The 25,477-nt window shown below is 50.9% G+C and carries 24 protein-coding genes; 9 read left to right on the forward strand and 15 right to left on the reverse strand.

The annotated features are described in order from the left end of the window. Window positions 1–43: 43 nt before the first annotated feature. Window positions 44–838 (reverse strand): metallophosphoesterase, encoded by a 795-nt coding sequence (locus EDM21_RS00315; RefSeq protein WP_235917957.1) that lies wholly within the window; start codon window positions 836–838, stop codon window positions 44–46. Window positions 839–1,170: 332 nt separating this feature from the next. On the opposite strand from EDM21_RS00315, the gene EDM21_RS00320 reads away from it, so the two are divergent. Beyond that, the gene (locus EDM21_RS00320; protein ID WP_157331823.1) at window positions 1,171–1,686 is read left to right on the forward strand and encodes a DUF5317 domain-containing protein; all 516 of its coding nucleotides are present in this window, start codon (window positions 1,171–1,173) and stop codon (window positions 1,684–1,686) included. Continuing rightward, window positions 1,676–3,691 (forward strand): putative bifunctional diguanylate cyclase/phosphodiesterase, encoded by a 2,016-nt coding sequence (locus EDM21_RS00325; protein WP_157331825.1) that lies wholly within the window; start codon window positions 1,676–1,678, stop codon window positions 3,689–3,691. The genes EDM21_RS00320 and EDM21_RS00325 overlap by 11 nt, the downstream gene beginning before the upstream one ends. Before the next feature lie 250 nt (window positions 3,692–3,941). Here EDM21_RS00325 and EDM21_RS00330 read toward each other — a convergent pair whose 3' ends face one another. The 5 genes from EDM21_RS00330 to EDM21_RS00350 form a co-directional block, all read right to left on the reverse strand. After that, window positions 3,942–5,189, reverse strand: a complete 1,248-nt coding sequence (locus EDM21_RS00330) for an S-layer homology domain-containing protein (RefSeq protein ID WP_157331827.1) — start codon at window positions 5,187–5,189, stop codon at window positions 3,942–3,944. A gap of 192 nt (window positions 5,190–5,381) precedes the next feature. Beyond that, window positions 5,382–5,930, reverse strand: coding sequence for a hypothetical protein (locus EDM21_RS00335; protein ID WP_157331829.1), 549 nt, complete (start codon window positions 5,928–5,930; stop codon window positions 5,382–5,384). A 132-nt stretch (window positions 5,931–6,062) separates the two neighbouring features. Next, complete coding sequence (locus tag EDM21_RS00340) at window positions 6,063–7,676, reverse strand: DEAD/DEAH box helicase (RefSeq protein WP_157331831.1); 1,614 nt, start codon at window positions 7,674–7,676, stop codon at window positions 6,063–6,065. A gap of 150 nt (window positions 7,677–7,826) precedes the next feature. After that, window positions 7,827–8,417: an RNA polymerase sigma factor gene (locus EDM21_RS00345; RefSeq protein WP_068773961.1), complete on the reverse strand. Its 591-nt coding sequence runs from the start codon at window positions 8,415–8,417 to the stop codon at window positions 7,827–7,829. A 267-nt stretch (window positions 8,418–8,684) separates the two neighbouring features. Continuing rightward, entirely contained in the window at window positions 8,685–9,557 is an 873-nt protein-coding gene (locus tag EDM21_RS00350; RefSeq protein WP_157331833.1) for an alpha/beta hydrolase family protein, read from the reverse strand. A 298-nt stretch (window positions 9,558–9,855) separates the two neighbouring features. On the opposite strand from EDM21_RS00350, the gene EDM21_RS00355 reads away from it, so the two are divergent. Beyond that, complete coding sequence (locus EDM21_RS00355) at window positions 9,856–10,101, forward strand: YkuS family protein (protein WP_068773959.1); 246 nt, start codon at window positions 9,856–9,858, stop codon at window positions 10,099–10,101. An 87-nt stretch (window positions 10,102–10,188) separates the two neighbouring features. Here the strand turns inward: EDM21_RS00355 and EDM21_RS00360 are convergent, their stop codons facing one another. After that, a complete protein-coding gene (locus tag EDM21_RS00360; protein ID WP_157331835.1) occupies window positions 10,189–10,965 on the reverse strand; it encodes an SDR family NAD(P)-dependent oxidoreductase in 777 nt (258 codons plus the stop codon). Between the two features lie 223 nt (window positions 10,966–11,188). Beyond that, a complete protein-coding gene (locus EDM21_RS00365; protein WP_157331837.1) occupies window positions 11,189–11,647 on the reverse strand; it encodes a chemotaxis protein CheX in 459 nt (152 codons plus the stop codon). Between the two features lie 322 nt (window positions 11,648–11,969). Between EDM21_RS00365 and EDM21_RS00370 the strand changes: the two genes are divergently transcribed. The 3 genes from EDM21_RS00370 (at window position 11,970) to EDM21_RS00380 (ending at window position 14,723) form a co-directional block, all read left to right on the forward strand. Beyond that, the gene (locus EDM21_RS00370; protein ID WP_157331839.1) at window positions 11,970–12,752 is read left to right on the forward strand and encodes a TIGR01457 family HAD-type hydrolase; all 783 of its coding nucleotides are present in this window, start codon (window positions 11,970–11,972) and stop codon (window positions 12,750–12,752) included. Between the two features lie 251 nt (window positions 12,753–13,003). Continuing rightward, a complete protein-coding gene (locus tag EDM21_RS00375; RefSeq protein ID WP_157331841.1) occupies window positions 13,004–13,906 on the forward strand; it encodes a LysR family transcriptional regulator in 903 nt (300 codons plus the stop codon). Between the two features lie 10 nt (window positions 13,907–13,916). Next, the gene (locus EDM21_RS00380; protein WP_157331843.1) at window positions 13,917–14,723 is read left to right on the forward strand and encodes a histidinol-phosphatase; all 807 of its coding nucleotides are present in this window, start codon (window positions 13,917–13,919) and stop codon (window positions 14,721–14,723) included. Window positions 14,724–14,808: 85 nt separating this feature from the next. Here EDM21_RS00380 and EDM21_RS00385 read toward each other — a convergent pair whose 3' ends face one another. After that, window positions 14,809–15,129 carry a hypothetical protein gene (locus EDM21_RS00385; RefSeq protein WP_235917959.1) on the reverse strand — a complete coding sequence of 107 codons (321 nt, stop codon included), beginning with the start codon at window positions 15,127–15,129 and terminating at the stop codon, window positions 14,809–14,811. A 393-nt stretch (window positions 15,130–15,522) separates the two neighbouring features. On the opposite strand from EDM21_RS00385, the gene EDM21_RS00390 reads away from it, so the two are divergent. Continuing rightward, window positions 15,523–16,485: a cation diffusion facilitator family transporter gene (locus tag EDM21_RS00390; protein WP_157331845.1), complete on the forward strand. Its 963-nt coding sequence runs from the start codon at window positions 15,523–15,525 to the stop codon at window positions 16,483–16,485. Between the two features lie 239 nt (window positions 16,486–16,724). Continuing rightward, entirely contained in the window at window positions 16,725–17,720 is a 996-nt protein-coding gene (locus EDM21_RS00395; RefSeq protein WP_157332587.1) for a zinc-dependent alcohol dehydrogenase family protein, read from the forward strand. A gap of 73 nt (window positions 17,721–17,793) precedes the next feature. Here the strand turns inward: EDM21_RS00395 and EDM21_RS00400 are convergent, their stop codons facing one another. The 4 genes from EDM21_RS00400 to EDM21_RS00415 all read right to left on the reverse strand — a co-directional run bounded on the left by EDM21_RS00400 (window position 17,794) and on the right by EDM21_RS00415 (window position 22,046). After that, complete coding sequence (locus EDM21_RS00400; protein ID WP_157331847.1) at window positions 17,794–18,675, reverse strand: EamA family transporter; 882 nt, start codon at window positions 18,673–18,675, stop codon at window positions 17,794–17,796. A gap of 153 nt (window positions 18,676–18,828) precedes the next feature. Continuing rightward, complete coding sequence (sdhB, locus tag EDM21_RS00405) at window positions 18,829–19,593, reverse strand: succinate dehydrogenase iron-sulfur subunit (RefSeq protein WP_068773950.1); 765 nt, start codon at window positions 19,591–19,593, stop codon at window positions 18,829–18,831. A gap of 2 nt (window positions 19,594–19,595) precedes the next feature. Then, a complete protein-coding gene (sdhA, locus tag EDM21_RS00410; protein ID WP_068773949.1) occupies window positions 19,596–21,374 on the reverse strand; it encodes a succinate dehydrogenase flavoprotein subunit in 1,779 nt (592 codons plus the stop codon). Between the two features lie 18 nt (window positions 21,375–21,392). Next, window positions 21,393–22,046, reverse strand: coding sequence for a succinate dehydrogenase cytochrome b558 subunit (locus tag EDM21_RS00415; RefSeq protein ID WP_157331849.1), 654 nt, complete (start codon window positions 22,044–22,046; stop codon window positions 21,393–21,395). 288 nt (window positions 22,047–22,334) lie between these two features. On the opposite strand from EDM21_RS00415, the gene EDM21_RS00420 reads away from it, so the two are divergent. Next, window positions 22,335–23,231, forward strand: a complete 897-nt coding sequence (locus EDM21_RS00420; protein WP_157331851.1) for a LysR family transcriptional regulator — start codon at window positions 22,335–22,337, stop codon at window positions 23,229–23,231. 178 nt (window positions 23,232–23,409) lie between these two features. On the opposite strand, the gene EDM21_RS00425 is transcribed toward EDM21_RS00420, so the two are convergent. Both EDM21_RS00425 and EDM21_RS00430 read right to left on the reverse strand, forming a co-directional pair. Next, the gene (locus EDM21_RS00425; protein ID WP_157331853.1) at window positions 23,410–24,075 is read right to left on the reverse strand and encodes a potassium channel family protein; all 666 of its coding nucleotides are present in this window, start codon (window positions 24,073–24,075) and stop codon (window positions 23,410–23,412) included. Between the two features lie 13 nt (window positions 24,076–24,088). Then, window positions 24,089–25,432, reverse strand: a complete 1,344-nt coding sequence (locus EDM21_RS00430; protein WP_157331855.1) for a TrkH family potassium uptake protein — start codon at window positions 25,430–25,432, stop codon at window positions 24,089–24,091. Between the last annotated feature and the right edge of the window lie 45 nt (window positions 25,433–25,477).

Consider the following 25,477-nt stretch of genomic DNA (forward strand, 5'->3'; position numbering starts at 1 on the left):
CGCAGCTGCCTGCCCTCTTTTATGGAAATGATATCCTGTTTGCCTACAGTTCATGCACGTTCACTTCACTGCGGATCAAAAAGCGGGCATTGGGCCCTGCCTGGCCGATCCCACGGGAGATATAGAACATTCCGCCCTCTCCTGTATGAAGTCCTTTGTAAATGCCGCTGGCAGCCAGCGGACCTTTATCGATAAACCGGAACAGAAAAGGGACATTAAACTGCATCCCGTGGAAATGCCCTGCCATCAAATACGTGTACTTGCGTTTCATGGCAAGAACCAGATTCGGATCGTGCGTCAGTACGAGAACGGGTTTCGTCCGGTCTGTTACGTGCCTGAAGGCTTGGGACACCCTGCTTTTCCTGCTGTCATAATCATCAATGCCCACGATATAGAAGCTTCCGGCATTCACCGATTCGTTGCAGAGCACGCGGATCCCTGCTTGCTCCAGAATCTCCACAAGTTTCTGGAGCTCTTCTCTGCGCAGCCGGTGATCGTGGTTGCCCAGCACGGCAAAAGTCGGAATGCCATGTGATCCGATGGCCTCCGCATAGCGCCGCACCTTGTTCAAATGCACGGCTCTTCTCGTAAAATCGCCCGTCAGAACCAGGAGATCCGGCTGTTCTTCATGAATGACCCTGCAAATTCTACCCGGGCGAATCCGGAGCTTCTCCACATGAAGATCACTAATTTGAAGCACCTTAATTCCCAGGCGCTGATCACAACGAACACGCTCTACTTTGAGCCACTGCGTAGGAAAAATCAGCAAGAAGTACATTGCGGCGGCGGTTAAAAGGAACCCTGCATATACATACACCATTTCCGTCATCCTGTTCATAAGGGGATTCCTTCACCATAGAACACGTTCAGGCAAACGTCAACTGTGAAGCCGCTGCCGGCATCATTCATGCAGCCTTGTCCAGACACGGGAATGCCATCCCCGCCTGCCTTGTACATTTAACTATTCGCGGCTATAATGAAAGAACATAATGGTAGTTTGTACCTACTTGATAGAGGGAAGGAGGATATAGAGATGAAACGTTGGGTTTTTGCTATCATAACGGTTGCGGCATTGGTATACTCATCTGGATTGGCCTACCCATGGGGTCCATGAGTCACTAAGAGGAGCGAGGCGGAGCCTGGTTCCTTTTTTTATTTTTGGAGGATACTATGATTACTTTCATCTTGTTGGCCGTCATTCTGACGGTCTTACTGCGAAGAAACCCTCTTACCCTTGTTGAAAATGTCAGCTTCAAATGGCCTTACCTGCTGCTGGGAAGCTTTGCCGCCCAACTGTTGATTTTCTTCATCACAACGCAGACAAACCGGACTTACCCCTACTTGACCGAAATCGCCATCGGGGCTGCCGTTGTATTTCTATGGCTGAACCGGCGCATTCCCGGAGTCGCTTTTATTTTCATTGGCGCCCTGTGGAACTTGACGGCACTTGTGATTCACGGCGGCCTCATGCCTGTGTCAGAGTCGGCACTTCAAATCGCGGGCTTGTCCGGGTTACCTGAACTTGAGCCCAGGCATCAGCTCATGTCTACTTCTTCTTTCGGATGGATGGGCGATTGGATTCCTTTCATCCGCAGAGTATTCAGCATCGGAGATCTCTGGATTGGAGCCGGCATTATCTGGTTCCTGGCCGGTAATTCGTTAAAGAGGGAAAAGAATGAAGGATAAAAATACCTATACTTCCCTGCTCGCAGTTGTCGGAGTCGCTGCGCTCGTCCTGGCGGCTGTTTTTATGGCAGAAGGAGCTTATGACCTGAAAATCCTGCTGCCGGTCGCCTTTATGGTCATCGCGTTCGAGCTCATGCCGATCAAGATGCCCAGCGGTGCTTATTACAGCGGCGTCACCATCGGCTTTACCATCGCATTGTTCAAAATGGGTTTATGCGCCGGTTCCTTCTTTATTACACTGAACACGGCTACCTTTTTCGTTATGCAGACAAGGCCTTTTCTGAGAATCCGCTGGTTCCGTTTTTTCACAACGCTTGGCATGTATTTCATCAGTTTGCTGGCCGCGTGGGGAGTAATAGCCCTGACGGAGCGTATGCCGCTGCTGGTCTCTATCATTTGTACGTTCCTCGCCTTCGAGGGCGTCAATCTGCTGCTGCGCACCGGTATTATCCGGTCGATCACACAGGCTCCCATTCCTGCCGGCAAAATGATTTATGAAGCAAGGAGCCTTCAGCTCGGGATTATCATTGCCTCCATTGTGCTTTATAAAATGCTGCTGCAGACCACTTATGAACTTTTTATCGTTGAACTCGTATTCACCGTCGTCGCGATTAAAATCATCCATTATTTTGTAGCCGGTTACGTCAAGCAAATTGACATCATCGAAGAGAGCAACCAGCGTTACAAAAGGATGGCCTATTATGATTCGGTAACCGGACTGCCCAACCGCGCGCTTTTCAACGAACGGCTGACAGACCACATTAACGAGGCAGAGCTTAACAACTCCAAGGTCGGACTTCTATTCCTCGATTTGGACCAGTTTAAAACGATTAATGACACCATGGGCCACTTAAGCGGGGACGTACTGCTCACTCAGGTTGCAGACAGATTACGGACTTGCATCGATGAAAGATATACCGTATCCAGGCTGGGGGGCGATGAATTTACGATAATCATTCAGGATATTGAAGAGTCGGAGGCATGCAAATGCATTCATGCGGCTGAAACGATTTTAAAATCCCTGAAGAAGAGGTTCTTGTTAAATGGAAAAGAAACCTTTATGACCCCGAGCATCGGAATCAGTTTGTACCCTGATCACGGAACTGACGCGGAGCAGCTGCTCAAAAATGCAGATACCGCTATGTATAAAGCCAAAGAATTCGGCGGAAACACCTATACCGTTTTCGTCCCGGATCACCAGGAAGCTGTCGAGAAAAAGCTGGTCTTGCAGAGAAACTTGCGCACTGCGCTGGAAAGGGACGAATTCTATGTCCTGTATCAGCCTCAGCTGGACTTAAGAAGCGGTACAGTGCAAGGGATTGAAGCACTAATCCGCTGGAAGAATGAAGAACTTGGCGAGGTTGCGCCTGCGGAGTTTATCCCGCTTGCCGAAGGAAGCCGGCTCATTCTATCGATCGGAGAGTGGGTTCTGCGTACCGCATGCGCCCAGAATAAGGCTTGGCAGGAGGAGGGATTTCCTCCTGTTAACATCTCTGTGAATTTGTCCTCTGTTCAATTCCAGAGCGAAGAACTGCCGGCAACGATCCAGCGTATTCTCCGGGAAACCGCACTGGATCCTAAGTGGGTCACGCTTGAAATTACCGAGAGCCTGCTCCTGCAGAGCAAATCGCGCACCATGCGGATGTTAAACGAACTGAAAGCGACGGGAGTCAGCATTGCTATCGACGATTTCGGAGTGGGATATTCTTCTCTGAGCTATTTGAAGGATTATCCCTTCGACTGTCTTAAGATCGACAAATCGTTTATACAGCACATGAACGAAGAACAAGGAGACGAGCTGATTGTCCGCACGGTCATCGGTTTGGCACACGGTCTGAATATGACCGTTATCGCGGAAGGAGTCGAGAATGAAGAACAGCTCCATTACCTTCATCAGCAGAGCTGTGACAGCATTCAAGGCTTTCTGATCAGCAAGCCGATTTCTCCCGATCAGCTCAGTAAACAATTATGGGTGGATCAGTCACTGGGCCGCAAGCTGCATTAAGCCGGTGCAGTCAAGTCATTAAGCCTTTGGCAACTAAACCCATAGCGGCATTAAGGTATAAGCAGGCAAAGAAGCCCTCCCGGATACAAGAATCATCCGGGAGGGCTTCTCTGTGCTGCTTGCCGGGTTATTCAACCTGACTTACCAGCCGTGCAAACCTGATTAATACAATGAGGATCCCGGCAGTAAATAAGCAGCTGCGGCTACAAGAGATGAAGCCCGCTGCCTGTTACTGCTACGATGGGATCGTTTACTTGATAACGATAGATTGGACGGTTTTGTCTTTGCCTTTCAGTTCAACCACGGTTGGCGGAACCAGCTTGTTGACATCACCTTGGATGGAGACGTTCGAGGCCACCTGATAAGTTGATTTCTGAACGGTTCCGTTCACATTCGTTGTGATCGTAATCGTCGCAATCCGCCCGTCTTTATTCAGGGTCATCGAATCAAAGAATCCGGTTGTAAGCAGCGTCCGGTCGGCCTCGGCCGCTTTGGTCACCTCAATGAATACAACCGTATTGTTATAAGAGCGCAGCTTAACCGTATCGCCACTCTGCAGTGCAGAGGCGTTTACTTTCGCTCCGTTGCGGTATACAAAAGCGTCGGGATGAAGCGCATACGTCTTCAGCGTCCCGTTCTGGTCAAGGACCAGCGTGTTCTGACTTACCGTCCCCGCTACTTTACCGACAGCAGTGTTCGGGTCCTTGTCAGGAATCTGAGTATCCGTACGGTCCAGAAGTGCGGCAAGCTGAGCGCGCGTTACAGGTGTGTTCGGGCGGAATGTGTTGTCTTCGAATCCGTCAATCAGCCCTTTCTCGACCGCTACGGCCACATAGCCGACGGCTCCTGCCGGAATCTGCTTCGCATCTTTGAAAGAAAGCTTCGTGTTTACTTTGGCTTTGGCCTCTGCATCAAGCTTCATAGCTTTGACGAGCAGAATCGTTGCCCAGAGGCGGTCAGCAGGCTTCGATGGCTGAACCATATCGTCACTTTCGGTAAACAAATCGTTCTCCAGTGCAACCGATACATATCCTACTGCCCAGCCGGGAATTTTATCCGCATCCTTGAAATTCAGCTTAGTGTTCTTCTCTTGATCGGATTCCGCCTGATCACGCAGCCCCATTAAACGAACGGCTGCTGTAATCGCCTCAATGCGGGTGATCGTATTGCGCGGCTTGAAAGAACCGTCTTCGTAGCCTTCAAATACACGCTTGGAAGCCAAGCTGGCGATATATTTGAGCGCCCATTCCACGTCACTTCCCTTGAGATCGTCGAAGTCCAGCTTGAGATCGCCGTCATCATACTTATCCCCGCGCTTATCGTCTTTCCAATCTTTGTTCCAGTCTTTGCTGCGGTCCTTATCTTTCTCTCTATTTTCATATTTCTCATGTCCGCCGTCACGGTCTTTCCCATCGGCAAATGCAGCCGAGCCTCCTCCAAGCGCAACCGCCAGTACAAGCGTCGAGGCAACCGTTTGTTTCAACTTCAACTTTTTCATCCGTAAAACACTCCTTTGTTGTTAGTAGATCCCGGCCCTGGCCTGGACCGGAAGAACCGTTTAACGCTTCGCGAAGTTGTTCGGTTTATACTATAGCAATTCTGCCGGGATCTCCGATTTGTGGGGGTCAAGAGGACATGCTTGGTAAAAATAAGCAACCCTCCCCTTTCTGCGCATAAAAAAAGCCTCACTCTACAAAAGAGTGAGACCGATAATGACATAAGCCGGATCAAACCGGACACCGCTAATATGAACGGCCCGGGGCAAATAAGATTCAAGCGGAAGATCTATCGGGGATACGGTAACAAGACTCAACGGCACGTTGATATCACGTATCTTGGTGCCCTTATGGGTTACACGGAGCTGGCTTCCCGTCCAATCCAGCTTAAACAGCATCGCCGCTCCAACCGGAACCCGGTCCTTCCATACTAAATTAACATTGGCTGTCAGGTCCTGCCCGTTCAATCGGAATTCCGCGCCTGTTATCTTAACATCCGGATTCGGAAGCGTTGCTTCTGCAATTCCTTTCTTGCCTAGTTGATTAATTTCATATTCGGATAGCCGTACTTCCGGCTTTTTGGTTCGCAGCAGGTCAATCGCCTGACTTTCAAGCGAGATTTCCTTGTAATTCAAATTAAGCGGCTGCTGCGGCTTTATATACGTAAGCAGCCCCCATCCCGCAAGCGCGAGCAATAAGGCCAGAATCAGCAGGGTAATCACGGTCCGCCGGATAACTTTCATAGTAACCCTCCTTGGAGTATGGAGTCTGCTAGCTTTACTTACCCCCAGTAAAGGAAATCAAAAAGCCGGTTCTTCATGAACCGGCTGTTGTCTGATCTAGGATGTGTTTACCGGTTTGCAGCGGTAAACGGGTCAGCCTTCGCCGCCCTCTTCCTGCTGCTTTGCTTTCAGCCACTTAGGCGCGCCCTTGTTCTTGCGCTCCTTCGCAGTTTCCGGCTTCCGTCCGCCAGCCTTCTTGGACGGCTGCTGCGCGTTGGACGGCGCACCAGGCTTGTCCTGGCGGCGCTGCGCTCCTCCGCTTCCAGCAGCTGCGCCCGCGCCGCGCCCTGCGACGCTGCGGCTTTCACCGGCGCGTCCGCTGCCGCCCGTACGGGCCGGACCGCGGCTTGCTTCACTGCCGCTCGTACGGGCCGGACCGCGGCTTGCTTCACTGCCGCCCGTACGAGCCGGACCGCGGCTTGCTTCACTGCTGCCGCGGCCCGGACGCTCGCCTTCGGCGGGGCTCCGGCGTCCGGCATCACGCGCGCCGGACGTACGGGCGCCGAAGCCGCCGCTGCGCGGCGCATCCGGGCTCTCGCTGCGGCGGAAACCTCCGCCGCGCGGTGCTTCGCCCGCGTCTACGACCTTGCCCTCATACATCTCCTTCTCGTCGATGGAGATGCGGAGCGACTTGCGGAACTTGCTGATGATGAAGCGTTCCTTCGGCGCTACGATCGAAATAACCGTGCCGCTGCGTCCCATCCGTCCGGTACGTCCGGCGCGGTGCAGATAAGATTCCGCATTCAGGGGCATATCCAGGTTAATGACGTGAGTGACCTGGTCAATATCCAGTCCCCGTGCCGCTACGTCCGTCGCAAGCAGCAGCTGGAACTTGCCGTCGCGGAAAGACTGCATCACATTCGCCCGCTGCTGCTTACCCGCTTCGCCGTACAGGGCATCTACGGACAAGCCGAGATGCTGCAGTTTGGACACGACGTCGGAGACATCCGCGGTTGCGTTGACAAACACCATTGCCTTCGGCGGGTTGTACAGACGCACAATTCTTCGCAGCGTATCGATCTTATCCCTCGCTTCGCAGTTAAACGCCAGATGCTCCAGCGTCGAAGCCGTCCGCTGATCCGGATTAATACGGATTTCAACGGGATCTGTCATCCAGGCATCTGCGGCTTCCGTAATCTCTGACGGAATAGTTGCCGAGAAGAAGAGGGATTGAGTGGAGCGCTGCAGAGCTTTAAAGATCGAGTATACTTCCTTCATAGAACCGAGCTCGAACACATGATCCACTTCATCCACGACAAGCGTAGCTACCTTATGCACGTTTAACTTCCGCGCTTTAATCAGCTCATTGATTCTGCCCGGCGTCCCCACCACAAGGTGCGGAGAGCTCTGCTTCAGCTTCTCGAGCTGACGCGAGAGCGCCGCACCTCCAATGAGAGCCTGGCAGCGGATCGGACCATCGCCGATCAGATCTTCGGCAACTCTCATGATCTGCATCCCGAGTTCCCGCGTTGGCACGATGATCATGGCCTGTACATGCTTAGCTGCAGGATCTATCTTCTGCAGGATGGGCAGCAGGAATGCCAGTGTCTTGCCCGTACCTGTCTGCGACTGCACGATAGCGTCCCGGCCCCCGAGAATAACCGGAATCGATTCGGCCTGCACAGCAGTCGGCTGGCCGATTCCCCGTTCTCCCAATTTTACCGTCCAAGCGGGGTCTATCTGCAGTTGTTCAAAAGTGTCGTACATGAAAAACCTCTTTTCTGTTCACCGTTGTTGTTTGTCTTCATTATACGTTACGAAGCGTTCTTGAACAAATTCCTTTCACTCAAACGCCAAAAGGATGGACTCTTACGGCTTAATTGCAGCCTGGCCCATCCCCTTATCCGGGATCAAAATTCAGTCTCTGTCACTTTGAAAATCCCATTCCTCCAGCAGCTTCTGCCGGATCGCTTCCCTCGCCCTGTATAGACGCTGCCGGATTACACCCTCCGTTACATTCATCTCCTCCGCCATTTCTTTGTAAGACATATTCTGAAGCCATTTCATAGCCAGAATCTGCCGATAAGCAGGTGTGAGCTGATTAACGTAATGGATGATCGCTTCCTGCATGAGCTTCAGCTCAACTTCTTTCTCAAGCGGGGTTGCTCCCGTTTCATAGGCCGGCGCGCTTTCTCGGACCGTGAGCGTAATTTCCGAATCGAGTTCATTGCGGTTGCGCTTATGCTTCTGCAAGTAGTTCAGCGTCACATTGCGGGTCAGCTTCTTCAGCCAGCTCTCATACTTATCGGTTTCTTTAAGCTGCGGAGCTTTGCGGATCGCCCTCAGGAACGACTCCTGAATAATATCTTCCACCAAATTGTGATCCTGCAAAATGAAATAAATGGATGGATATACCATGACGTGAAATTCCTTATATATTTTCTCCTGGAGAGCGTTATCCAGTTCATAGTAGTTCGATGTAAACAAATGAATCATGTGCTTGGACATGAGACATCCCCCTTATGTAAACCAATATTTCCTAAAACTCATATTAGGCTATCACAGGGGAGTTAACAATATTAAACTGCAAAATAATTGATTATTATCACAGAAAATAATAAAAAACTGCGATTTGGTGGGTTTCCTCCACGAAAATCGCTCAAAACGGAACTTCGACAGGAACATGAACCCTTTACGGCAGTTGTTTTTGAAGATTCATTCCTTCACATAAGAAAATAAAGGAAATTATTTCCCGTATTTATCCACTACTAATTTTTACATTTTCTTACGTTTTTCTTGAATCCACTGAAAAACTTCATCCAGCGCTTTTTCGTCCATTTCTCTCGGGAAACGGTGCTCCAATCCTTCGTAGAATAACTGCTTGTAATCTTTATCCGCCCTTTGGAGCGCATCCGCAAGCTTATGGGCATGCGAAATAAGGACCATCGGGTCCGCAGTGCCGTGCACAATCAGCACCGGCGAATCGATACGATCAGCCCAGCGGGACGGGGAGCGCCTGATGTATTCATCCGCCTGCTTAAGAGGGTGACCCACCACGCGTTTGAGCATACGCCGTAAATCTACCCGCTCCTCGTAGGTGTCGTGGAGATCGCTGACCCCGCCCCATACCACGACCGGACCGACATCCTCGCAGTCTCTTGCGGTGAGAAGCGCCATGATCGCTCCGCGTGAAAACCCGATCAGCGCGATCCGGTCTGATGCCACTTCCGGGAGCTTCCTCAGCATCAGCAGCGCATGGTATACATCATAGCGGTCTTCGCCCGCGAAGTCTTCCCGTCCCTCGCCTCCTTCGTTGCCTCGATAGAACGGGGCAAAGACAACATGCCCCCTCCGTGCCATCGAGATCACACGGCGGATCCGGACCATCCCGACGCCCCGGATCCCTCCGCGGCAATAAATAACGGCAGGAAGCGGCCCCTTCCCTTCAGGTACGGCGAGATAGCCTTTTACACGGAGTCCTTGCGCCGCATAAGTTACGACGTAGAGTGACACATTCCGCGCATGGCAAGACAGCAGCTGGCGGTCCAGCAGTTGTCCGTCTTTGAGCTTCTCCGACTTCGGTGCCGGCGTGCGCGCTGCCGGGGAAAGCGTACTTATTTGGTTGCCGGATTGGATGGAATCAGACATAATGACCTTGACCTCCTTGTGCCTGGAATCGGACCCTGCTTGGCCTCTTCTCTTATTTTCATTCCAAAAGGAAATTAATATGAATGTGAAATAGGTAACCACGGTTCTTTGCTGCCTGAACGTCAAACTCTGTAACAGCCTTCTGTATTAACATAAAGCCTGCAGTCCTCCTGCGAATCATACGAAGCGGACGTTAAGTGTGTTACAAGATCTGACAAACCACACAGATGACTTGAATAAAATGTCCGCCCCTCAGCCACAATAAACCGGAAATCCCTAATTAAGGAGCGAAGCACAAATGGCTAAAATCGCAGTTGAGGAAAGTTTAACGAGCATTAAACAGGCACTGGCGGACAACGGGTATGAGGTTACTTCCATCGAGCAGTCCCAAGATGCAGCCTGTCTGGTGATTTCCGGGCAGGACCAGAACATTATGGGCATTACCGCTGCCACTACCCCCGCACCCGTCATTAGCGCTCACGGACTAACGGACGAGGAAATCGTACAGGCTGTCAATAAGCAAACCGGTCTGCAGAGCTACTGAAGCGGGGCGGGCGGAGGATTCTTAAACCTCTGCGGGATATACAAAAAAAGCGATTCTCCGGACTTACGGGGAGCCGCTTTTTTATTTTTATTTTTTGTTCAGCAGACGTTGTGCGGACTTGTCCAGCAATCTGGGAAATAACGAGTACAGCTTCGTTCCCAGTCCCGCGATGAAGGGCAGGTCGATCTCCGCCCTGTTCTTCTCAACGGCCCGGACAATAGCTGCCGCAACGCGCTCAGGTTTGAGCATGAACCAGCTCACGTTCTTAACATAGGTTCCGCTGGGGTCCGCACGGTCGAAGAACGGCGTATCGATCGGTCCGGGATTAACCGCGCTTATATTCACTCCGCTTCCTGCAAGCTCTTGCCTTAGCGAGTTGGTCATGCCGAGGACGGCGTGCTTGGTGGCGGAGTACCCCGAAGATTTGGCGGAACCCATCTTGCCTGCCATAGAGGCTATATTGACAATATGACCGGAACGGGCTTGCAGCATCGCAGGCAGCACGGCTTTGGTGCAGCGGACAATTCCGAAGTAATTCACGTCCATCATCTCTTCGAAGCTGCTCAGAGGTGCATCGGTGAATTTCTCAAACAGGCCGAAACCCGCATTATTGATGAGGACATGAATTTGTCCGTACGTGTGCTCCACTTCGGCGAATACACGCCGGACAGCTTCCGCGTCCGTTACATCGAGACTGTACGCCCTGCAGCCGCCTCCCAGCTCTTCTGCCAGCTTCTCCAGCTTATCCGTCGAACGGGCCATAAGAACAGGCACAGCTCCGCGCTGTGACAGCAGACGCGCCGTCTGGGCACCGATGCCGCTTGACGCTCCCGTAATGACGACGACTTTCCCCTGAATGTTCATCTTATCCGCTCCATCCGTAATTATTCATAGATCCAGTATACCTTACCTCTGTAATGCGATTCAAAATGCGGGAGGCGGAACATCCGGACGATATTCCATCTTCTCTTCCGGTATAATGAATGGTGCTGGCGGCAGCCGTTTCCTTCCTACAAAAGAAAAAAACGGAGTGCTTCCCCTTGAAGCGTTCCGTTTTGCCTTTTTTACCAGCCCTCAGACATCGACATCATGCGAGGAGCACTTGAATATCCAGTTCGCCGATCCCGTCCATCAATAGAGGAACGGTAAGAGCCTTAGCTGCATCTGTGAGCTGAGGATCGGTGTCCCGGATGACCTTGGGCGGGGTGATATCTACCCGGATTCCCTGGTTGTACAAGATCGTGCTCGCATTGCCGCTGATCATGTTACCGAGTTCGGAGATCGCACTCTGGCCCATCTCGTCCATTTCGGTAAGCACGAACCCTCCCATCATGGCGGACACCATGCGTAAAGCGGTGCTTTCCTCTAATCCAAACCGGATGTCCCCCTGCATTTGACCGGTCATCCCGATATGAATCCATACGTAGCGTTCGATGAAGATAACTTCTTTGACTGACAGTTTGCCGGTAGTCGGACGAACATTCGCGACCTGCTCAATAACGATGAGCGCGGACTCCAAAAAAGGATTGATGTACTCCGCTTTCATGTGTCATTTATCCCCTTTGTTTACGAGTAGTAACGAAATGGATACTGGGTGCCTTCCAGGAAAATCAGGAGACATTGTCGATGGCTACGCCTTCCAGATTATCTTCCAGAACCGACCATTTACATGTTTCTACATTATAGCGAAAAAACCCGCCGGCGTATACTTCTTTCGTCCTATACTGCAAACAAAAGTACAACTAAGGTCCTAACAGCTTCTTGAATACCCGCCGCATACAAAGCACTCAGGACACGGGCCAAACTCCCCCTTCTACTTGTAGGCCAAAAGTTCGTTTGATACGATAGATCATGAGGTGAACACACACATGACTGCATTTTTGATTGATCTGGATGGAACGCTTTACAAAGGCCGCCAGCGGATTGAAGGGGCCGCCGCTTTTCTCGGCATGCTGGACAAGAAAGAAATTCCCTATCTGCTCGTTACGAATAACTCTACCCGTTCCCCGGTTCAAGTAGCCGGGCATTTGTCGGACATGGGAATCCGGGTACAGCCTGAGCGGATCTACACAACGGCCATGGCTTCCGTGAAGTATCTGCAGGAGCACGCTCCCGGCAGCCGGGTATACTGCATTGGCGAAGAGGGTTTGAGATTATCTCTGACCGAAGCGGGATTCGAACTGACGGAAGAACGGCCCGATTATGTCGTACAGGGGCTTGACCGTCACCTTACATATGACAAGCTGGCGGTTGCCGTCCAATCGATCCAGAGCGGAGCCCGTTACCTCCTGACAAATCCCGATCATCTTCTTCCAACAGACGGCGGATTTATTCCAGGCGCCGGGTCCATCAGCGCCTTAATCTGCAAAGCTTCCGGAGCCGTACCGGTCGTGATCGGCAAGCCTTCACCGATCATTATGAACTTCGCTCTCGAAAAGCTTGGCACACCGGCGCAAGAAACCTGGGCGGTCGGCGACAATGTCGTCACCGATATCGGCGGCGGAATAGCGGCCGGGTGCCGGACGGCGCTTGTCCTTACAGGTCTGGCAACCGCAGGCAACGTGAAGGAGCAGATTGCGGCCTCCGGCAATGAACCCGATTATATCAGTCAAGACCTTCTCCAGCTGTGGGAACATATTGTTTCGCTCTAAAGAATAAGCGGGCTCAATCGAGCCCGCTGTTTTTTATCCGTACACTCCTTGTGTGCATTCCTCTTCCGTTTCCTGCTATTGGAATCTCTCTCATGTTAAACTCCTGTAAAAGTCATCCTCCAGCATGGTTTTATTGGAATTTACTAGCAAGCATTCATTGATCTCTGATTACGCATCCTTTATAATATAAGAAACTATCTTTATCCGGATTCAAGTTATGATAAATTTTACTTATGATCGGAGACTGCTTAATGAATCTCAACCAATTGGAGACACTACTGACGATTTCCAAGACGATGAGCTTCCGCAAGGCAGGTGAACTGCTTAACTTGACGCAGCCAGCCGTATCCGCGCAGATCAGAAGCCTTGAAGAAGAATTCGGCACCATTCTAATCGACCGTAATCAGCCTGTTACGCTGACGGACAGCGGGAAGCTCTTTCTCGAGCATGCCGAGAGAATTCTGCGGACCGTCGAAGATCTCAAGCAGCGTCTTGCCGATTTGAGTCAGACCCCCCAGGGGCACATTCATATCGGGACGACCACTTCGATCGCGATGCAGATCCTGCCGCGGGTCCTGTTTTATTTTCAAGATCAGTTCCCGCTCATTAAAACAACGATTCACTCTATGACCTCTTCTCAAATTATGACAAGTGTGGACAACGGCAGCATTGATATCGGCATTTCTTATTTGTATGAGAAATACCCTTCCCTCGAAACGTCCGTTCTTTATTACGACACCTTTGAACTGATTGTAGCAAGCAGCCACCCACTCAGCCGTTACTCTCACATCTCGATCGAGAAACTCCGCAACCTGCCTTTTATTATGTTATCGCCTGAAACAGCAGGGCGGAGATTCGTAGATCAGGTGTTTAGGACATTCGATATCAACCCTCAAATCGTCATGGAACTGTCGAGCAGTGAGGAAGTGAAGCGGATGGTCGAACTTAATCTGGGTGCCGCTATTATTTCCAAACTCTCCGCCGTAAATGATCTTCACCATGGAACGCTCAAAATGGTCAAAGTCGATGAACTGGAAATGACGCACCCGGTCGGGGTCGTGTATAAGTCCGGGCGTTATCTGAATTCCGCCATGCATCAGTTTCTGCAAGATTTAAAAGGAATGCCTGAAACTCAATTTCTCGGTTCCGAATAGGAGGTTATTTATGAAATTTGATCTTCATACTCACAATGAACGATGCGGACACGCTACGGGTACCATCCGTCTTTATGTTGAAGCCGCCGTAGAGGCAGGGTTATCCGTCATCGGCATCTCCGATCATTCTCCTTACTTCTACAGCGAGCAGGATCAATTATTTCCAGGCATCGCGATGGCGCGCAGCGCTTTTGCCGGATATGTAGAGGAAGTACTGCGCCTCAAACGTGAATATGAAGGTACAATCGAAGTCCTGCTCGGGGTCGAGTCCGATTTTTTCCCCGAACATCTGGAGCTCTACCGTTCTTCCTTTGAACCTTATCCCTTTGATTACATCATCGGTTCCGTTCATCAGTCCAGCGGCGTCAGCATTTTCAACAAAAACCGCTGGAAGGGACTGGACGAGGCCGCACATATTCTACATAAAGAAACGTATTATGATTTGATTCAGCAGTCTGCCAGAGCCGGGTTGTTCCAGATCCTCGGGCATATTGACGCGATGAAAGGGTTCTACCCCGCTTTTTCCGAAATTCCTACTCCCAAAGTCGATGAAACGTTAAAAGTTATCGGTGAAGAAGACATCGCCATCGAAATCAATACGTCCGGAAAAACGAAAACAGTCGGCGGCTGGTACCCCTCGGATCTTATTCTCGAGAGAGCGCTCCATTACGGTGTAGCCGTTACCTTCGGTTCTGATGCCCATGTTCCCGAGCGTGTCGGAGATGAGTTCGAGCTGGTCAGTAAGCGGTTGAAAGAAATCGGATACAAAGAATGGTGCTATTTCCGCCAAAAAGAACGGATTAACGTCCCTCTCTAAAGCTGGAACCTGCCGGAACTTATTAAAGATAAAATAAACCGACCGGAATGAACCGGACGGTTTATTTGAGTTGACGATCAAAGTCCTATTGATAACGGTAACTGTTCACATGGTTTTGCTGTTGAGGGATGAAGGCGGTACCGTTGGTTTCCTGGGCGATCTGCCCGCAGATCTGAGTAACATGATGCATCTGCTGCACAGCATGCTGGTGCCCCTGCAAAGCCGTCTGAATGATCTGGACAGCGGCACGTTCCCGCTGGGCCAGCTGCTCCAGCTGTGCGGAGTTCTGCTGCTCCTGCTGGAGCAATTGCTGGTATACGGAACTGGCCTGCTGAGTTTGCACGATAAGCTGCTGTATCGTTTGCTGGCACTGTTGAAGTTGCTGGTTTATTTGATTGTTGTTCATCTTAGACCTCCATTAAGGTTATGTCGGAAAACGGACCCGTCATAGAATGCCCCGGGTCGGCCGAATTCATACAGGAGGTTATGAAATAAAAGGAAGGAACTATGTTTCCAGACAAAAAAAGCAGGCTTACCAACGGGGTAAGCCTGAAACGTTGTATATTAAAAAGGGGGTCTTGCTTATTATAATACCTCCCTTACATTATGAAATCGTAACAGGAATGTTTCATTTATGTAACAAAAATGAAAGCGCTATACTAAATTGATTATAAAGATGATTCCCCCGAAAGCCCACTTCCCCCATTGCGTGTTAGGGACAGTTGACGTATAATTCCAACAAACCGATTTCGAGAACACTGGAAAAATCGATTATCCCGTCTATGAAAGCAGGTAGCCCATGTACGATTATCATCATCTCCACCATGTCAAAGAACAGTCCACCTCCAAACGAACGCTTTGGATTACGCTTATGCTCACGTTATTCTTCACCATCGTTGAAATAGTCGGCGGCATTATGTCCAATTCTCTTGCGCTGTTATCCGACTCTGCACATATGGTATCCGATGTCATTGCGCTCGGTCTAAGTATGACAGCTATCTATTTGGCTACACGGGAACCGAACCCGCAATATACTTTCGGCTATTTGCGGTTTGAGATTATCGCGTCGTTCCTGAACGGCCTTGCGCTTGCGATTATTGCGGTCGGAATCTTTGTGGAAGGAATCCGCAGATTCCTGAACCCGGAACCGATCGATTTCAAGCTTATGCTGATCATCGCTTCCATCGGTTTCGTCGTGAATCTCGTCCTCACTCTCGTTCTGCATCACAGCGTTAAGGAAGAAGAAAATTTGAACGTCCAGAGTGCGCTGTGGCATTTTATCGGAGACCTTCTAAGCTCCGCGGGTGTCATTATATCTGCCATTCTGATTTATTTCACGGGACTGCTCTGGTTCGACCCCCTTATCTCCATGGTCATTGGCGGAATTATTTTTATCGGCGGGAGTAAAATCATTAAAGAGTCGTATCTGATTCTCATGGAATCCGTACCGCGCAAATTCGATCTCGAAGAAATCCGCAAAGATATCGGAGCGGTCGAAGGCGTCGAGGATGTCCACGAAATGCATTTGTGGGCGATTTCTACGGATCATTATTCACTGACCGCGCATGTATTTATTGATGATAATATTCAGCCGTTCTGCATTATCCTCGCCATTAATGAAACGTTAAAAGATAAGTACGGGATCTCGCACTCCACGATCCAAATGGAGCATGCGGGGATTCATCCCCACGGGGAATATGGCAGGGAATTTTTAAAGCACAAAGAAGAACAGCAGCTAATCGAATCGGATAACAAAGCTTAGGACCAACAATAATGGATGCTGACATTGGCAGACCGCGTCCCCCGGCCATTCAGACAGAGCTCAAAAAAGCAACCGTTTCTCGGGAACTTCGCCCCGGAGGCGGTTGCTTTTTTGGTCCGGGCCAGATAACGAGCCGGATGTTCCTCCCTCTCCTGTTTTTACAAGAATACGGATGCTCCCTTATAATAAAAGCAGTTCGAAGAAGAGATCTCACTTCACGGAGGTGCTTATATATGAATATGAAAGCTGTCGTTATCGAATCGTTCGGTGCACCGGATATGTTTACCGTTCAAGAAGTCTCTAAGCCGGCCGTTAAGCCCGGCCATCTGTTGATCCGCGTGGCTGCGAGCGGAGTGAACCCTATCGACACGCGCATCCGGCAGGGCCTGATGCCCAGTGTGGCTCCGGATACGCCGGCAATCCTGCACGGCGACGTCGCAGGCACCGTCGAGGCCATCGGAGACGGCGTGACGCGCTTCTCCCCCGGCGACGAAGTCTACGGCCTCGCAGGAGGCTTCAAGGGCTTCGGCGGCGCCCTCGCCGAATATATGCTTGCGGACGCCGATCTCGTCGCCCTCAAGCCCGCCTCGCTCTCCATGAGCGAGGCGGCGGCCCTGCCCGTCGTGGCGTTAACCGCCTGGCAGGGCCTCTTCGACCGCGCCCGGCTGCAGCCCGGGCAGCGGGTGCTGGTACATGCCGCGGCGGGCGGAGTCGGCCACATCGCAATCCAGCTCGCGAAGTGGGGCGGCGCCGAAGTGTTCGCGACAGCATCGAGCGAAACGAAGCTCGCGATCGCTGCGAAGCTCGGCGCGGACGGAGTGATCAACTACCGGTCGGAAGCGGTAGAGGACTACGTCCGCAGATGCACGGGCGGCAGCGGCTTCGACGTCGTGTTCGATACGGTTGGCCGTGAGAACCTCGACCGCTCCTTCGCTGCCGCAGGGACAGGCGGCCATGTCGTCGCCATTGCCGCACGTTCGACGCATGATCTGAGCCCTCTTCATGCGAAGGGGTTGACGCTGCACGTCGTGTTCACCGTGCTGCCCCTCCTTACCGGCGCCGGCCGCAAGCACCATGGCGAGACACTCGCGCGCCTCGCCAAACTGGCCGACGAAGGGCTTCTGCGCCCGCTGCTCGATGAGCGCAGATTCACGTTCACCGGTGCGGCCGATGCACACCGCCTCCTCGAATCAGGCGAAGCGATCGGCAAGGTCGTGCTCACGAACGATCTCTGACCAAAAAAGCGTCAGGACTATCCCGGGATAATCCTGACGCGTTTTATTTTTCTCTAGAGAATAGCTTAAAGCTTCACTTTCCCGTAATTGTACCCGGCTTTCGTCTCAAATGTGGGTATGCGATACCAAACAGGATTACAAGCACACCAGCCCACTGCAGCGCCGAGACACCCTCATGAAGCAGCACCGCCGACATAATAACCGCAACAGGAAGCTCTGCAGCTCCGATAATAGCTCCCAGACCCGTACCCAATTTAGGTATGCCATAATTAAAGCATAGCGTCGGGACCACAACACCCAGAATCCCTACAAGGAGCGCATATTTCCATAAACCTTCCCCAAGAGCCCCGTTCCATAGAAAGCTTGGTGTATGGTAAATGGATACGAGTATAAACCCGCCTAGGTTCATCAGGAAGGTCCGATTGAGTGCAGGAACCTCCGTGCTGACTTTACCGCTGAAATAAATGAAGCCCGTGTAGGTCACCGCAGACAGCAAACCAAGAACAACCCCCATAACCGGTAAATCCAAGGTGCCGACTCCGGCAATCCCCGAAGCCAGCACCGTCCCCAGGAGCAGCAGGACAATGGAGATCGCTTTCTCACGGCTGGGTCTCTTCCGGTTCAGAACCGCTTCAAGAATAACCCCCATCCAGGTAAACTGGAACAGCAATACGATGGCAATAGAAGCCGGAACTGTCTGCAAGGAATTATAATAGAAGATCCCCGTGAAGCCAGTCGTCAGGCCGACAAGCAGCAGCGCAATCCATTGGCGGGGGCTCATCTTCTTCCTGGATATCAACAGCACCAGCGCCAAGGAGATGAGAGTACCGAATAAATTCTGCGCTCCGACAACTTCTCCCGGTTCAAAGCCGGCCTCATAAGCAAATTTCACAATCGTAGAGAGCATTCCATAACTACAGGAGCCCAGAAATACAAGCAGAATCGCTTTCCACATTTTTTCTCCTCCTTTCTCTATCTAGTTGCAGTCGGAGAAAATAACTTCCCGCCAAGTCTAACCGGTTAACAGTTCCAAAACAAAAGCACTCCCACGCCTTAAACAGACGAGGAAGTGCCGTATTCTTTTTAAAGCGGCTAAGAACAGTCAGGCTTATCTGCCCAGCCATTTCTTAAACAGGTGCTTCGTCGTATCTTTATTCATTTCCGCAATGGAAGTGGTAAGCGGAATACCTTTTGGACAAGAGCGTACGCAGTTCTGTGAGTTACCACAGCCTTCGATACCGCCATCTTCCATCAGGGTATCCAGACGGTCATCCTTGTTCATTTCACCGGTCGGGTGAGAGTTGAACAAGCGCACTTGGGAAATGGCTGCAGGACCGATAAAGCTTGTCTTGTCGTTGACGTTCGGACATACTTCCAGACATACGCCGCAAGTCATGCATTTCGACAGCTCATAAGCCCACTGGCGTTTGGATTCCGCCATACGCGGCCCGGGACCCAGGTCATACGTACCGTCAATCGGAATCCATGCTTTCACTTTCTTCAAAGCGTTGAACATCCGGGTACGGTCGATAACCAAGTCTCTTACAACCGGGAAAGTACGCATAGGTTCTACGCGGATCGGCTGCTCAAGCTTGTCGATCAGAGCAGAACAGGCCTGGCGGGCTTTCCCGTTGATCACCATCGAGCAAGCGCCGCACACTTCCTCGAGACAGTTGGATTCCCAGCATACAGGAGTTGTATCCTGTCCGTCAGATTTCTTCGGGTTCCGCTGAACTTCCATCAGAGCGCTAATCACGTTCATGTTTGGACGGTAAGGAATCTCAAATTCCTCTTTATATGGCGCGGACTCGGGATTATCTTGGCGGGTGACGATAAACTTGACCGTTTTGCTAGCTGTTTGCACTTCGGCCATGATCAGTTCCCTCCCTCTTTCGCTTCTTTCTTTTTCTTCTTGTCCGTCGTGTAATCGCGTTTACGCGGCGGGATAAGCGATACGTCTACATCCTCATACTCGATAACCGGACCTTCAGGGGTCCACTTCGCTTTGGTCGTTTTCAGGAAGTTCTGGTCATCACGTTCAGGGAACTCCGGCTTGTAGTGAGCACCGCGGCTCTCGTTACGCAGAAGAGCGCCCAGCGTCATCGCTTCAGCCAGCTCAAGCATGTTCCACAGTTGTCTGGTGAAAGCTACGGTCGGGTTGTTCCAGCGGGCTTTGTCCATCATGCCGATGTTCATGTAACGCGCTTTAAGATCTTTGATCTTGGTAATCGTCTCTTCGAGCGTTTTATTATAACGGACAACAGTCATGGTAGAGTTCATCAGGTCGCCCAGTTCTTTGTGAATCACATAAGGATTCTCCGTACCGTTCATATTCAGCAGGCTCTCGTATTTCTCCTCGTGTCTTTTCTTCTCACGGTCAAAGATTGCGGAAGACATATCTTCAACGTGCTGGTCAAGACCTTGGATATACTCGATTGCTTTAGGACCCGCCACCATACCGCCGTAAATAGCGGATACGAGGGAGTTCGCGCCGAGACGGTTTGCACCGTGAACGGTGTAATCGCACTCACCGGCAGCGAATAATCCCGGTACGTTCGTCATCTGGTTGTAATCGACCCATAGACCGCCCATGGAATAGTGGACTGCTGGGAAGATTTGCATCGGAAGCTTACGAGGATCGTCGCCTGTAAATTTCTCATAAATTTCGATAATGCCGCCCAATTTAACATCGAGCTCTTTGGGATCTTTATGGGAAAGGTCCAGATATACCTTGTTCTCACCGTCGATGCCGAGCTTCAAGTCGTTACACACATGGAAAATTTCCCGCGTTGCGATATCACGCGGTACCAGGTTTCCGTATGCCGGATACTTCTCTTCAAGGAAATACCAAGGCTTACCGTCTTTATAAGTCCATACCCGGCCGCCTTCACCACGCGCAGACTCAGACATCAGGCGCAGCTTGTCGTCACCCGGGATAGCTGTCGGGTGAATCTGGATAAACTCACCGTTGGCATAATACACGCCCTGCTGGTAAACAGCACTTGCAGCGGTACCTGTGTTAATAACGGAGTTGGTTGTTTTGCCGAAGATAATACCGGGACCGCCGGTTGCCATAATAACCGCATCCGAAGAAAACGTCTGGATTTCCATGTTGCGCAGATCTTGAGCGGCGATACCGCGGCATGTGCCATCCTCGTCAATGACAGCGCCCAGGAATTCCCAGTGTTCGAATTTCGTTACGAGGCCCGCTGTCTCGAAGCGGCGTACCTGCTCGTCTAACGCGTAGAGCAGCTGCTGACCTGTCGTAGCACCTGCAAATGCCGTACGGTGATACTTCGTGCCCCCGAAACGGCGGAAGTCAAGAAGTCCTTCCGGTGTCCGGTTGAACATAACGCCCATCCGGTCCATCAAGTGAATGATACCGGGAGCGGCATCACACATCGCTTTGACCGGAGGCTGGTTAGCCAGGAAGTCACCGCCGTAAACTGTATCATCAAAGTGCTCCCATGTGGAGTCACCTTCACCTTTTGTATTAACCGCTCCGTTAATACCGCCTTGCGCACATACGGAGTGGGAACGTTTAACAGGAACCAGGGAGAAAAGCTGAACGGGCACCCCAGCTTCCGCTGCCTTGATCGTTGCCATGAGTCCGGCCAGACCGCCGCCTACGACAATTACTTTTGAATTAGCCATTGCTGTTCATCCTCCCAATCAATTTTCGCTCAGTACAGGAAGCTCCTGGAACTGCGGATCCATAAACGCCACGAGCGAAGCAATAAACATTGCTGCCATTGCTACAAACAGTACCATCCAAACAATAGATGAAATACGCTGCGCACGAGGTCCTACCGTAATACCCCAGCTTACAAGGAACGACCACATGCCGTTTGTAAAGTGGAAGGACGCCGCCAGTACGCCAATTACATACACAGTAAGCAGAACGGGATCCGTAACGATGTCGTGCATCGTTTGACCCAGACGCTCATGCTCGACGTTGCCGATCGCCACTTGAAAACGGGTCTCGAAGAAATGCCAGGCTACGAACAGGAATGTAAGAACTCCGGTAATACGCTGCCACAAGAACATCTGATTACGGAAATATCCATATTGACTGACATTGTTGCGGGCTGTGAACGCTACGTACAGGCCGTAAATGGCATGATACAGAAGCGGAATCCAAATGCCGAAGATCTCGAGTAAAAGTACGAGCGGCAAACTGTTCAGCCAGTTAATTTGGTCCACAAACGCTGCAGGTCCCTTAGTTGCTTCAAAGTTGGTCAGCAAGTGCTCAATCAAGAAAAAACCAACCGGAATAACACCAAGCAAGGAATGCAATTTGCGGTTAAAATAAGAATTCTTGCCCATTGGTAATGCGTCCCCCCTCAAATAATTCGCCTAGACATATATGTCTCGACAATTCCAGACAAAACCAAATTCAATTGTACTCCCCTGTCCGGGGACCGTCAACCGCCAAAAAGGCGCTTCCATCGCATAATCCTGCTTTCTTTTAGCGACAAAGACCTGAAATTTGTGTGAACAAGTGGTGACATATACATCGTACCTCTTTATCGCTTATAATGGAATTGCTGTTTTCTTATATTCATTATAATTTTTTTGCATATAGAGATGAAATTCGATCAACGGAGGTCAATCATGGAACATCTCGACGTCTTTGCGATTGTTGTCGAACAAGCCAGCCTCAATAAAGCGTCGCAAGTTCTGAACTTGTCTCAGCCCGCGTTGTCCCGCAAAATCATGAAGCTGGAAGAGCAGCTCGGAATAAAGCTCTTTACCCGCAAAGGCAAGCGCCTTGACCTCACCCGTGCCGGGGAGATCACCTATGAATACGCCTTGGAGCAGCGCCAGGACGAGCGCCGCTTCCTCCAGACACTGCACGAGCACAAGACGGCGGGGAGGCATATGAGCCTGACCATCGGAGCCAGCCTGACGACTCTGCAGACTACCCTGCCTGAGCTCATTACAATGTATTTGGCCGACTACCCCTATACCGATATGAAAGCTCTGACCGGTAAAACCCATGAAATCGTCATGATGGTCAAAGAAAAAAAAGTCGATATCGGACTTGTCGCTTCCTCAATCGACCAGCCCGGCCTGGCCTGTGAGCCGCTGTTCGATGACCATTTGTGCCTGGTCCTCCCCCAGGGGCATCCTTATTTGGAGCGGGACTCCTTAACAATTGCGGACTTGAACGGACTTTCTATGATTCTGTTCTCCAAAGGGACGTGGTACAGGGTCCTCACGGACGAACTGTTCCACCGTTATTTTATTTTCCCGGATGTCAAAATGGAGATCGATTCCTTCGAGGCGATCATGCGCCTTGTCGTCACCTGCCAGGCCGCTACCCTGCTGCCCAAATCCTATTTGCACGACAAGCATCAGGATCACAGCGGGCTATGTGTGCGCGAGCTTCCTGAACTGTTGCAGACGCCCAGGACGACTTCGCTTATTTTCGTAAAAGAAACCCATCAGAATGACGCAGTCACTCATTTTATACAAAAAGCCAAAGGGCATTTCTCCGGTGAAATATAAAACCGCGCCCATCCATTCAATTCTCATTGCATTGAGAATCCCCTATATAGATGAAGGAAAAATTCACCGTTCCTGAAAAACAAGAAAATTATCACACATTAAACTCAAGTAACGTAAATCTCCACCTGCATACCTGTCAAAAAGCCGTCTTCCCGTATGCATCGGGAAAACGGCTTTTCTAACGAATGGCCTCGCTCTCGAAATCATCAATCTGGTCTTTGCGTCCGATAACGACCATCACATCGTTCTCTTGCAGAATGTCGTCCGCGGTTGGCGCAATAATCATATCTTCCGATTTATTAATCGCGACAATACTGCAGCCGTATCTGGCTCTGGGATCAAGCTCTTTGAGCGTAAGCCCGGCAATCCGCTTCGATACGACAAGCTCCGCAATGGTGTAATTCTTCGACAGCTCGATAAAATCGAGGAGATTCGGGGATACGAGCTGGTGAGCGACGCGGATGCCCATATCTCTCTCCGGGAAAATAATCCGGTCCACGCCGATTTTCTCGAGCACTTTGCCGTGCTGATCGGTCAGAGCTTTGGCCACAACAGTTTTGACCCCAAGCTCTTTGAGCAGGATCGCTGCCATGATGCTTGCCTGGATGTTGTCGCCGATCGCCACAACGGCACAATCGAAATTGCGGACGCCAAGCGAGCGGAGCACCTCTTCATCGGTAGCATCCGCCACCACACTATGAGTGAGAATGTCACTCATCTCATCGACCTTCTCCTCGTCTCTGTCGATGCCGAGCACTTCATGGCCTAGTTCTGTTAGTTCTTTGGACAAGCTGGAGCCGAATCGTCCGAGCCCGATAACTGCGTATTGAATAGATGATGCCATCTTCTTTTATCCCCTAACCTATCGTGATTTTACCTTCCGGATACCGGTACAATTCTTTTTCTTTCTTTGGCTGTAATGCATAAGCAAGCGTGAGCAAGCCCAGCCGGCCTGCGAACATCGTCAGCGCGATCGTGACCTTCCCGAAAATCGTCAGCTGTGTCGTTAATCCAAGTGATAAACCCACCGTGCCGAATGCGGAAACGACTTCAAACAAGATCATCAGAAAATCGTGATCCTCCGTCGTCGATAAGAGCATCGTAACGAGAATTACGAATAACAGGGCGAACATCGTCAAGGTAATGGCTTTGAAAATCCGGTCTTTACCGAGCCGGTTACGGAAAAACACAATATCCTGTTTGCCCCGGACCATGGCGATAATCGCTCCTACAAGTGTAGTGAACGTCGTTGTCTTGATACCGCCCCCCGTAGAACCCGGCGAAGCTCCGATAAACATGAGAACAATAATAAAAAATTGCGTAGCCTGACGCAGTGCGGGCAAATCCAGGGTATTCGCTCCCGCCGTACGGGGCGTAACGGACTGGAACAGGGAGGCGAGCAGCTTTCCTCCGAGTCCAAGAGATCCCAGTGTCTTTGCATTCGAATACTCGAAGATAAAAATGACGAGAGTGCCCAGTGCGATTAAGATTCCCGTTGCGCTGAGCACAAGCTTGGAGTGAAGCGAGAGTCTTTTCTTACTGGGGTATTCGATCAGATCCGAAATGACAATAAATCCGATGCCGCCGAGTATAATAAGAGAAACAGAGACCATATTGATGACAAAATCATCGGCATAGGCGGTGAGGGAACTAAACTTGCCCGTGACCGGGCCGAACAAATCAAATCCCGCATTGTTAAAAAACGAGACGGCATGCCAGATGCCGTAGTAAAGCCCTTTGGCGAAGCCCAGGTCCTGCGACCACCGCAGCGTAAATAACACAGCGGCGATTCCTTCAATCGTCATGGAATAAATCAGTACCTTGCGGAACAGGCGGACAATGCCCTCTACACTCCCCTGGTTAAGCGCCTCCTGCAGCAGCAGCCTTTCCTTCAGTGAAATTTTCTTGCGCAGAATAAATGCAAACAGCGTGGCCATACTCATAAATCCGAGTCCGCCTATCTGGATCAATAAGATGATGACGATCTGCCCGAAGAGTGTAAAATGGGTCCCGGTATCCACAACGACGAGTCCGGTCACGCAAGTTGCCGAGGTCGCTGTAAAAAACGCATCAATGAAAGACAGGGCCTGTCCGTTCACTGAGGATACAGGCAGCATGAGCAGCAGCGTGCCAATCAGGATAATACCCGCAAAACCAAGCACGAGAACTTGGGGCGGCTTGAATTTCACCTTTTTCAACAAGACGGGTTCCTCCTAAAAATGCTAACGCAAAAAAGACACTGGAAA

This window comes from Paenibacillus lutrae (assembly GCF_009757775.1).
In the GTDB taxonomy this organism is placed as follows: Bacteria; Bacillota; Bacilli; order Paenibacillales; family NBRC-103111; genus Paenibacillus_F; species Paenibacillus_F lutrae.

Coding starts and splice junctions, on each gene's coding strand:
- sdhB (WP_068773950.1), bottom strand. CDS start 19,593: ATGGCCGAAGTGCAAACAGCTAGCAAAACGGTCAAGTTTATCGTCACC.
- EDM21_RS00315 (WP_235917957.1), bottom strand. CDS start 838: ATGAACAGGATGACGGAAATGGTGTATGTATATGCAGGGTTCCTTTTA.
- EDM21_RS00345 (WP_068773961.1), bottom strand. CDS start 8,417: ATGTCCAAGCACATGATTCATTTGTTTACATCGAACTACTATGAACTG.
- EDM21_RS00335 (WP_157331829.1), bottom strand. CDS start 5,930: ATGAAAGTTATCCGGCGGACCGTGATTACCCTGCTGATTCTGGCCTTA.
- EDM21_RS00340 (WP_157331831.1), bottom strand. CDS start 7,676: ATGTACGACACTTTTGAACAACTGCAGATAGACCCCGCTTGGACGGTA.
- EDM21_RS00370 (WP_157331839.1), top strand. CDS start 11,970: ATGACTGCATTTTTGATTGATCTGGATGGAACGCTTTACAAAGGCCGC.
- EDM21_RS00380 (WP_157331843.1), top strand. CDS start 13,917: ATGAAATTTGATCTTCATACTCACAATGAACGATGCGGACACGCTACG.
- EDM21_RS00400 (WP_157331847.1), bottom strand. CDS start 18,675: ATGTGGAAAGCGATTCTGCTTGTATTTCTGGGCTCCTGTAGTTATGGA.
- EDM21_RS00320 (WP_157331823.1), top strand. CDS start 1,171: ATGATTACTTTCATCTTGTTGGCCGTCATTCTGACGGTCTTACTGCGA.
- EDM21_RS00420 (WP_157331851.1), top strand. CDS start 22,335: ATGGAACATCTCGACGTCTTTGCGATTGTTGTCGAACAAGCCAGCCTC.
- EDM21_RS00360 (WP_157331835.1), bottom strand. CDS start 10,965: ATGAACATTCAGGGGAAAGTCGTCGTCATTACGGGAGCGTCAAGCGGC.
- EDM21_RS00365 (WP_157331837.1), bottom strand. CDS start 11,647: ATGAAAGCGGAGTACATCAATCCTTTTTTGGAGTCCGCGCTCATCGTT.
- EDM21_RS00330 (WP_157331827.1), bottom strand. CDS start 5,189: ATGAAAAAGTTGAAGTTGAAACAAACGGTTGCCTCGACGCTTGTACTG.
- EDM21_RS00325 (WP_157331825.1), top strand. CDS start 1,676: ATGAAGGATAAAAATACCTATACTTCCCTGCTCGCAGTTGTCGGAGTC.
- EDM21_RS00375 (WP_157331841.1), top strand. CDS start 13,004: ATGAATCTCAACCAATTGGAGACACTACTGACGATTTCCAAGACGATG.
- EDM21_RS00425 (WP_157331853.1), bottom strand. CDS start 24,075: ATGGCATCATCTATTCAATACGCAGTTATCGGGCTCGGACGATTCGGC.
- EDM21_RS00355 (WP_068773959.1), top strand. CDS start 9,856: ATGGCTAAAATCGCAGTTGAGGAAAGTTTAACGAGCATTAAACAGGCA.
- sdhA (WP_068773949.1), bottom strand. CDS start 21,374: ATGGCTAATTCAAAAGTAATTGTCGTAGGCGGCGGTCTGGCCGGACTC.
- EDM21_RS00350 (WP_157331833.1), bottom strand. CDS start 9,557: ATGTCTGATTCCATCCAATCCGGCAACCAAATAAGTACGCTTTCCCCG.
- EDM21_RS00395 (WP_157332587.1), top strand. CDS start 16,725: ATGAAAGCTGTCGTTATCGAATCGTTCGGTGCACCGGATATGTTTACC.
- EDM21_RS00390 (WP_157331845.1), top strand. CDS start 15,523: ATGTACGATTATCATCATCTCCACCATGTCAAAGAACAGTCCACCTCC.
- EDM21_RS00385 (WP_235917959.1), bottom strand. CDS start 15,129: ATGAACAACAATCAAATAAACCAGCAACTTCAACAGTGCCAGCAAACG.
- EDM21_RS00415 (WP_157331849.1), bottom strand. CDS start 22,046: ATGGGCAAGAATTCTTATTTTAACCGCAAATTGCATTCCTTGCTTGGT.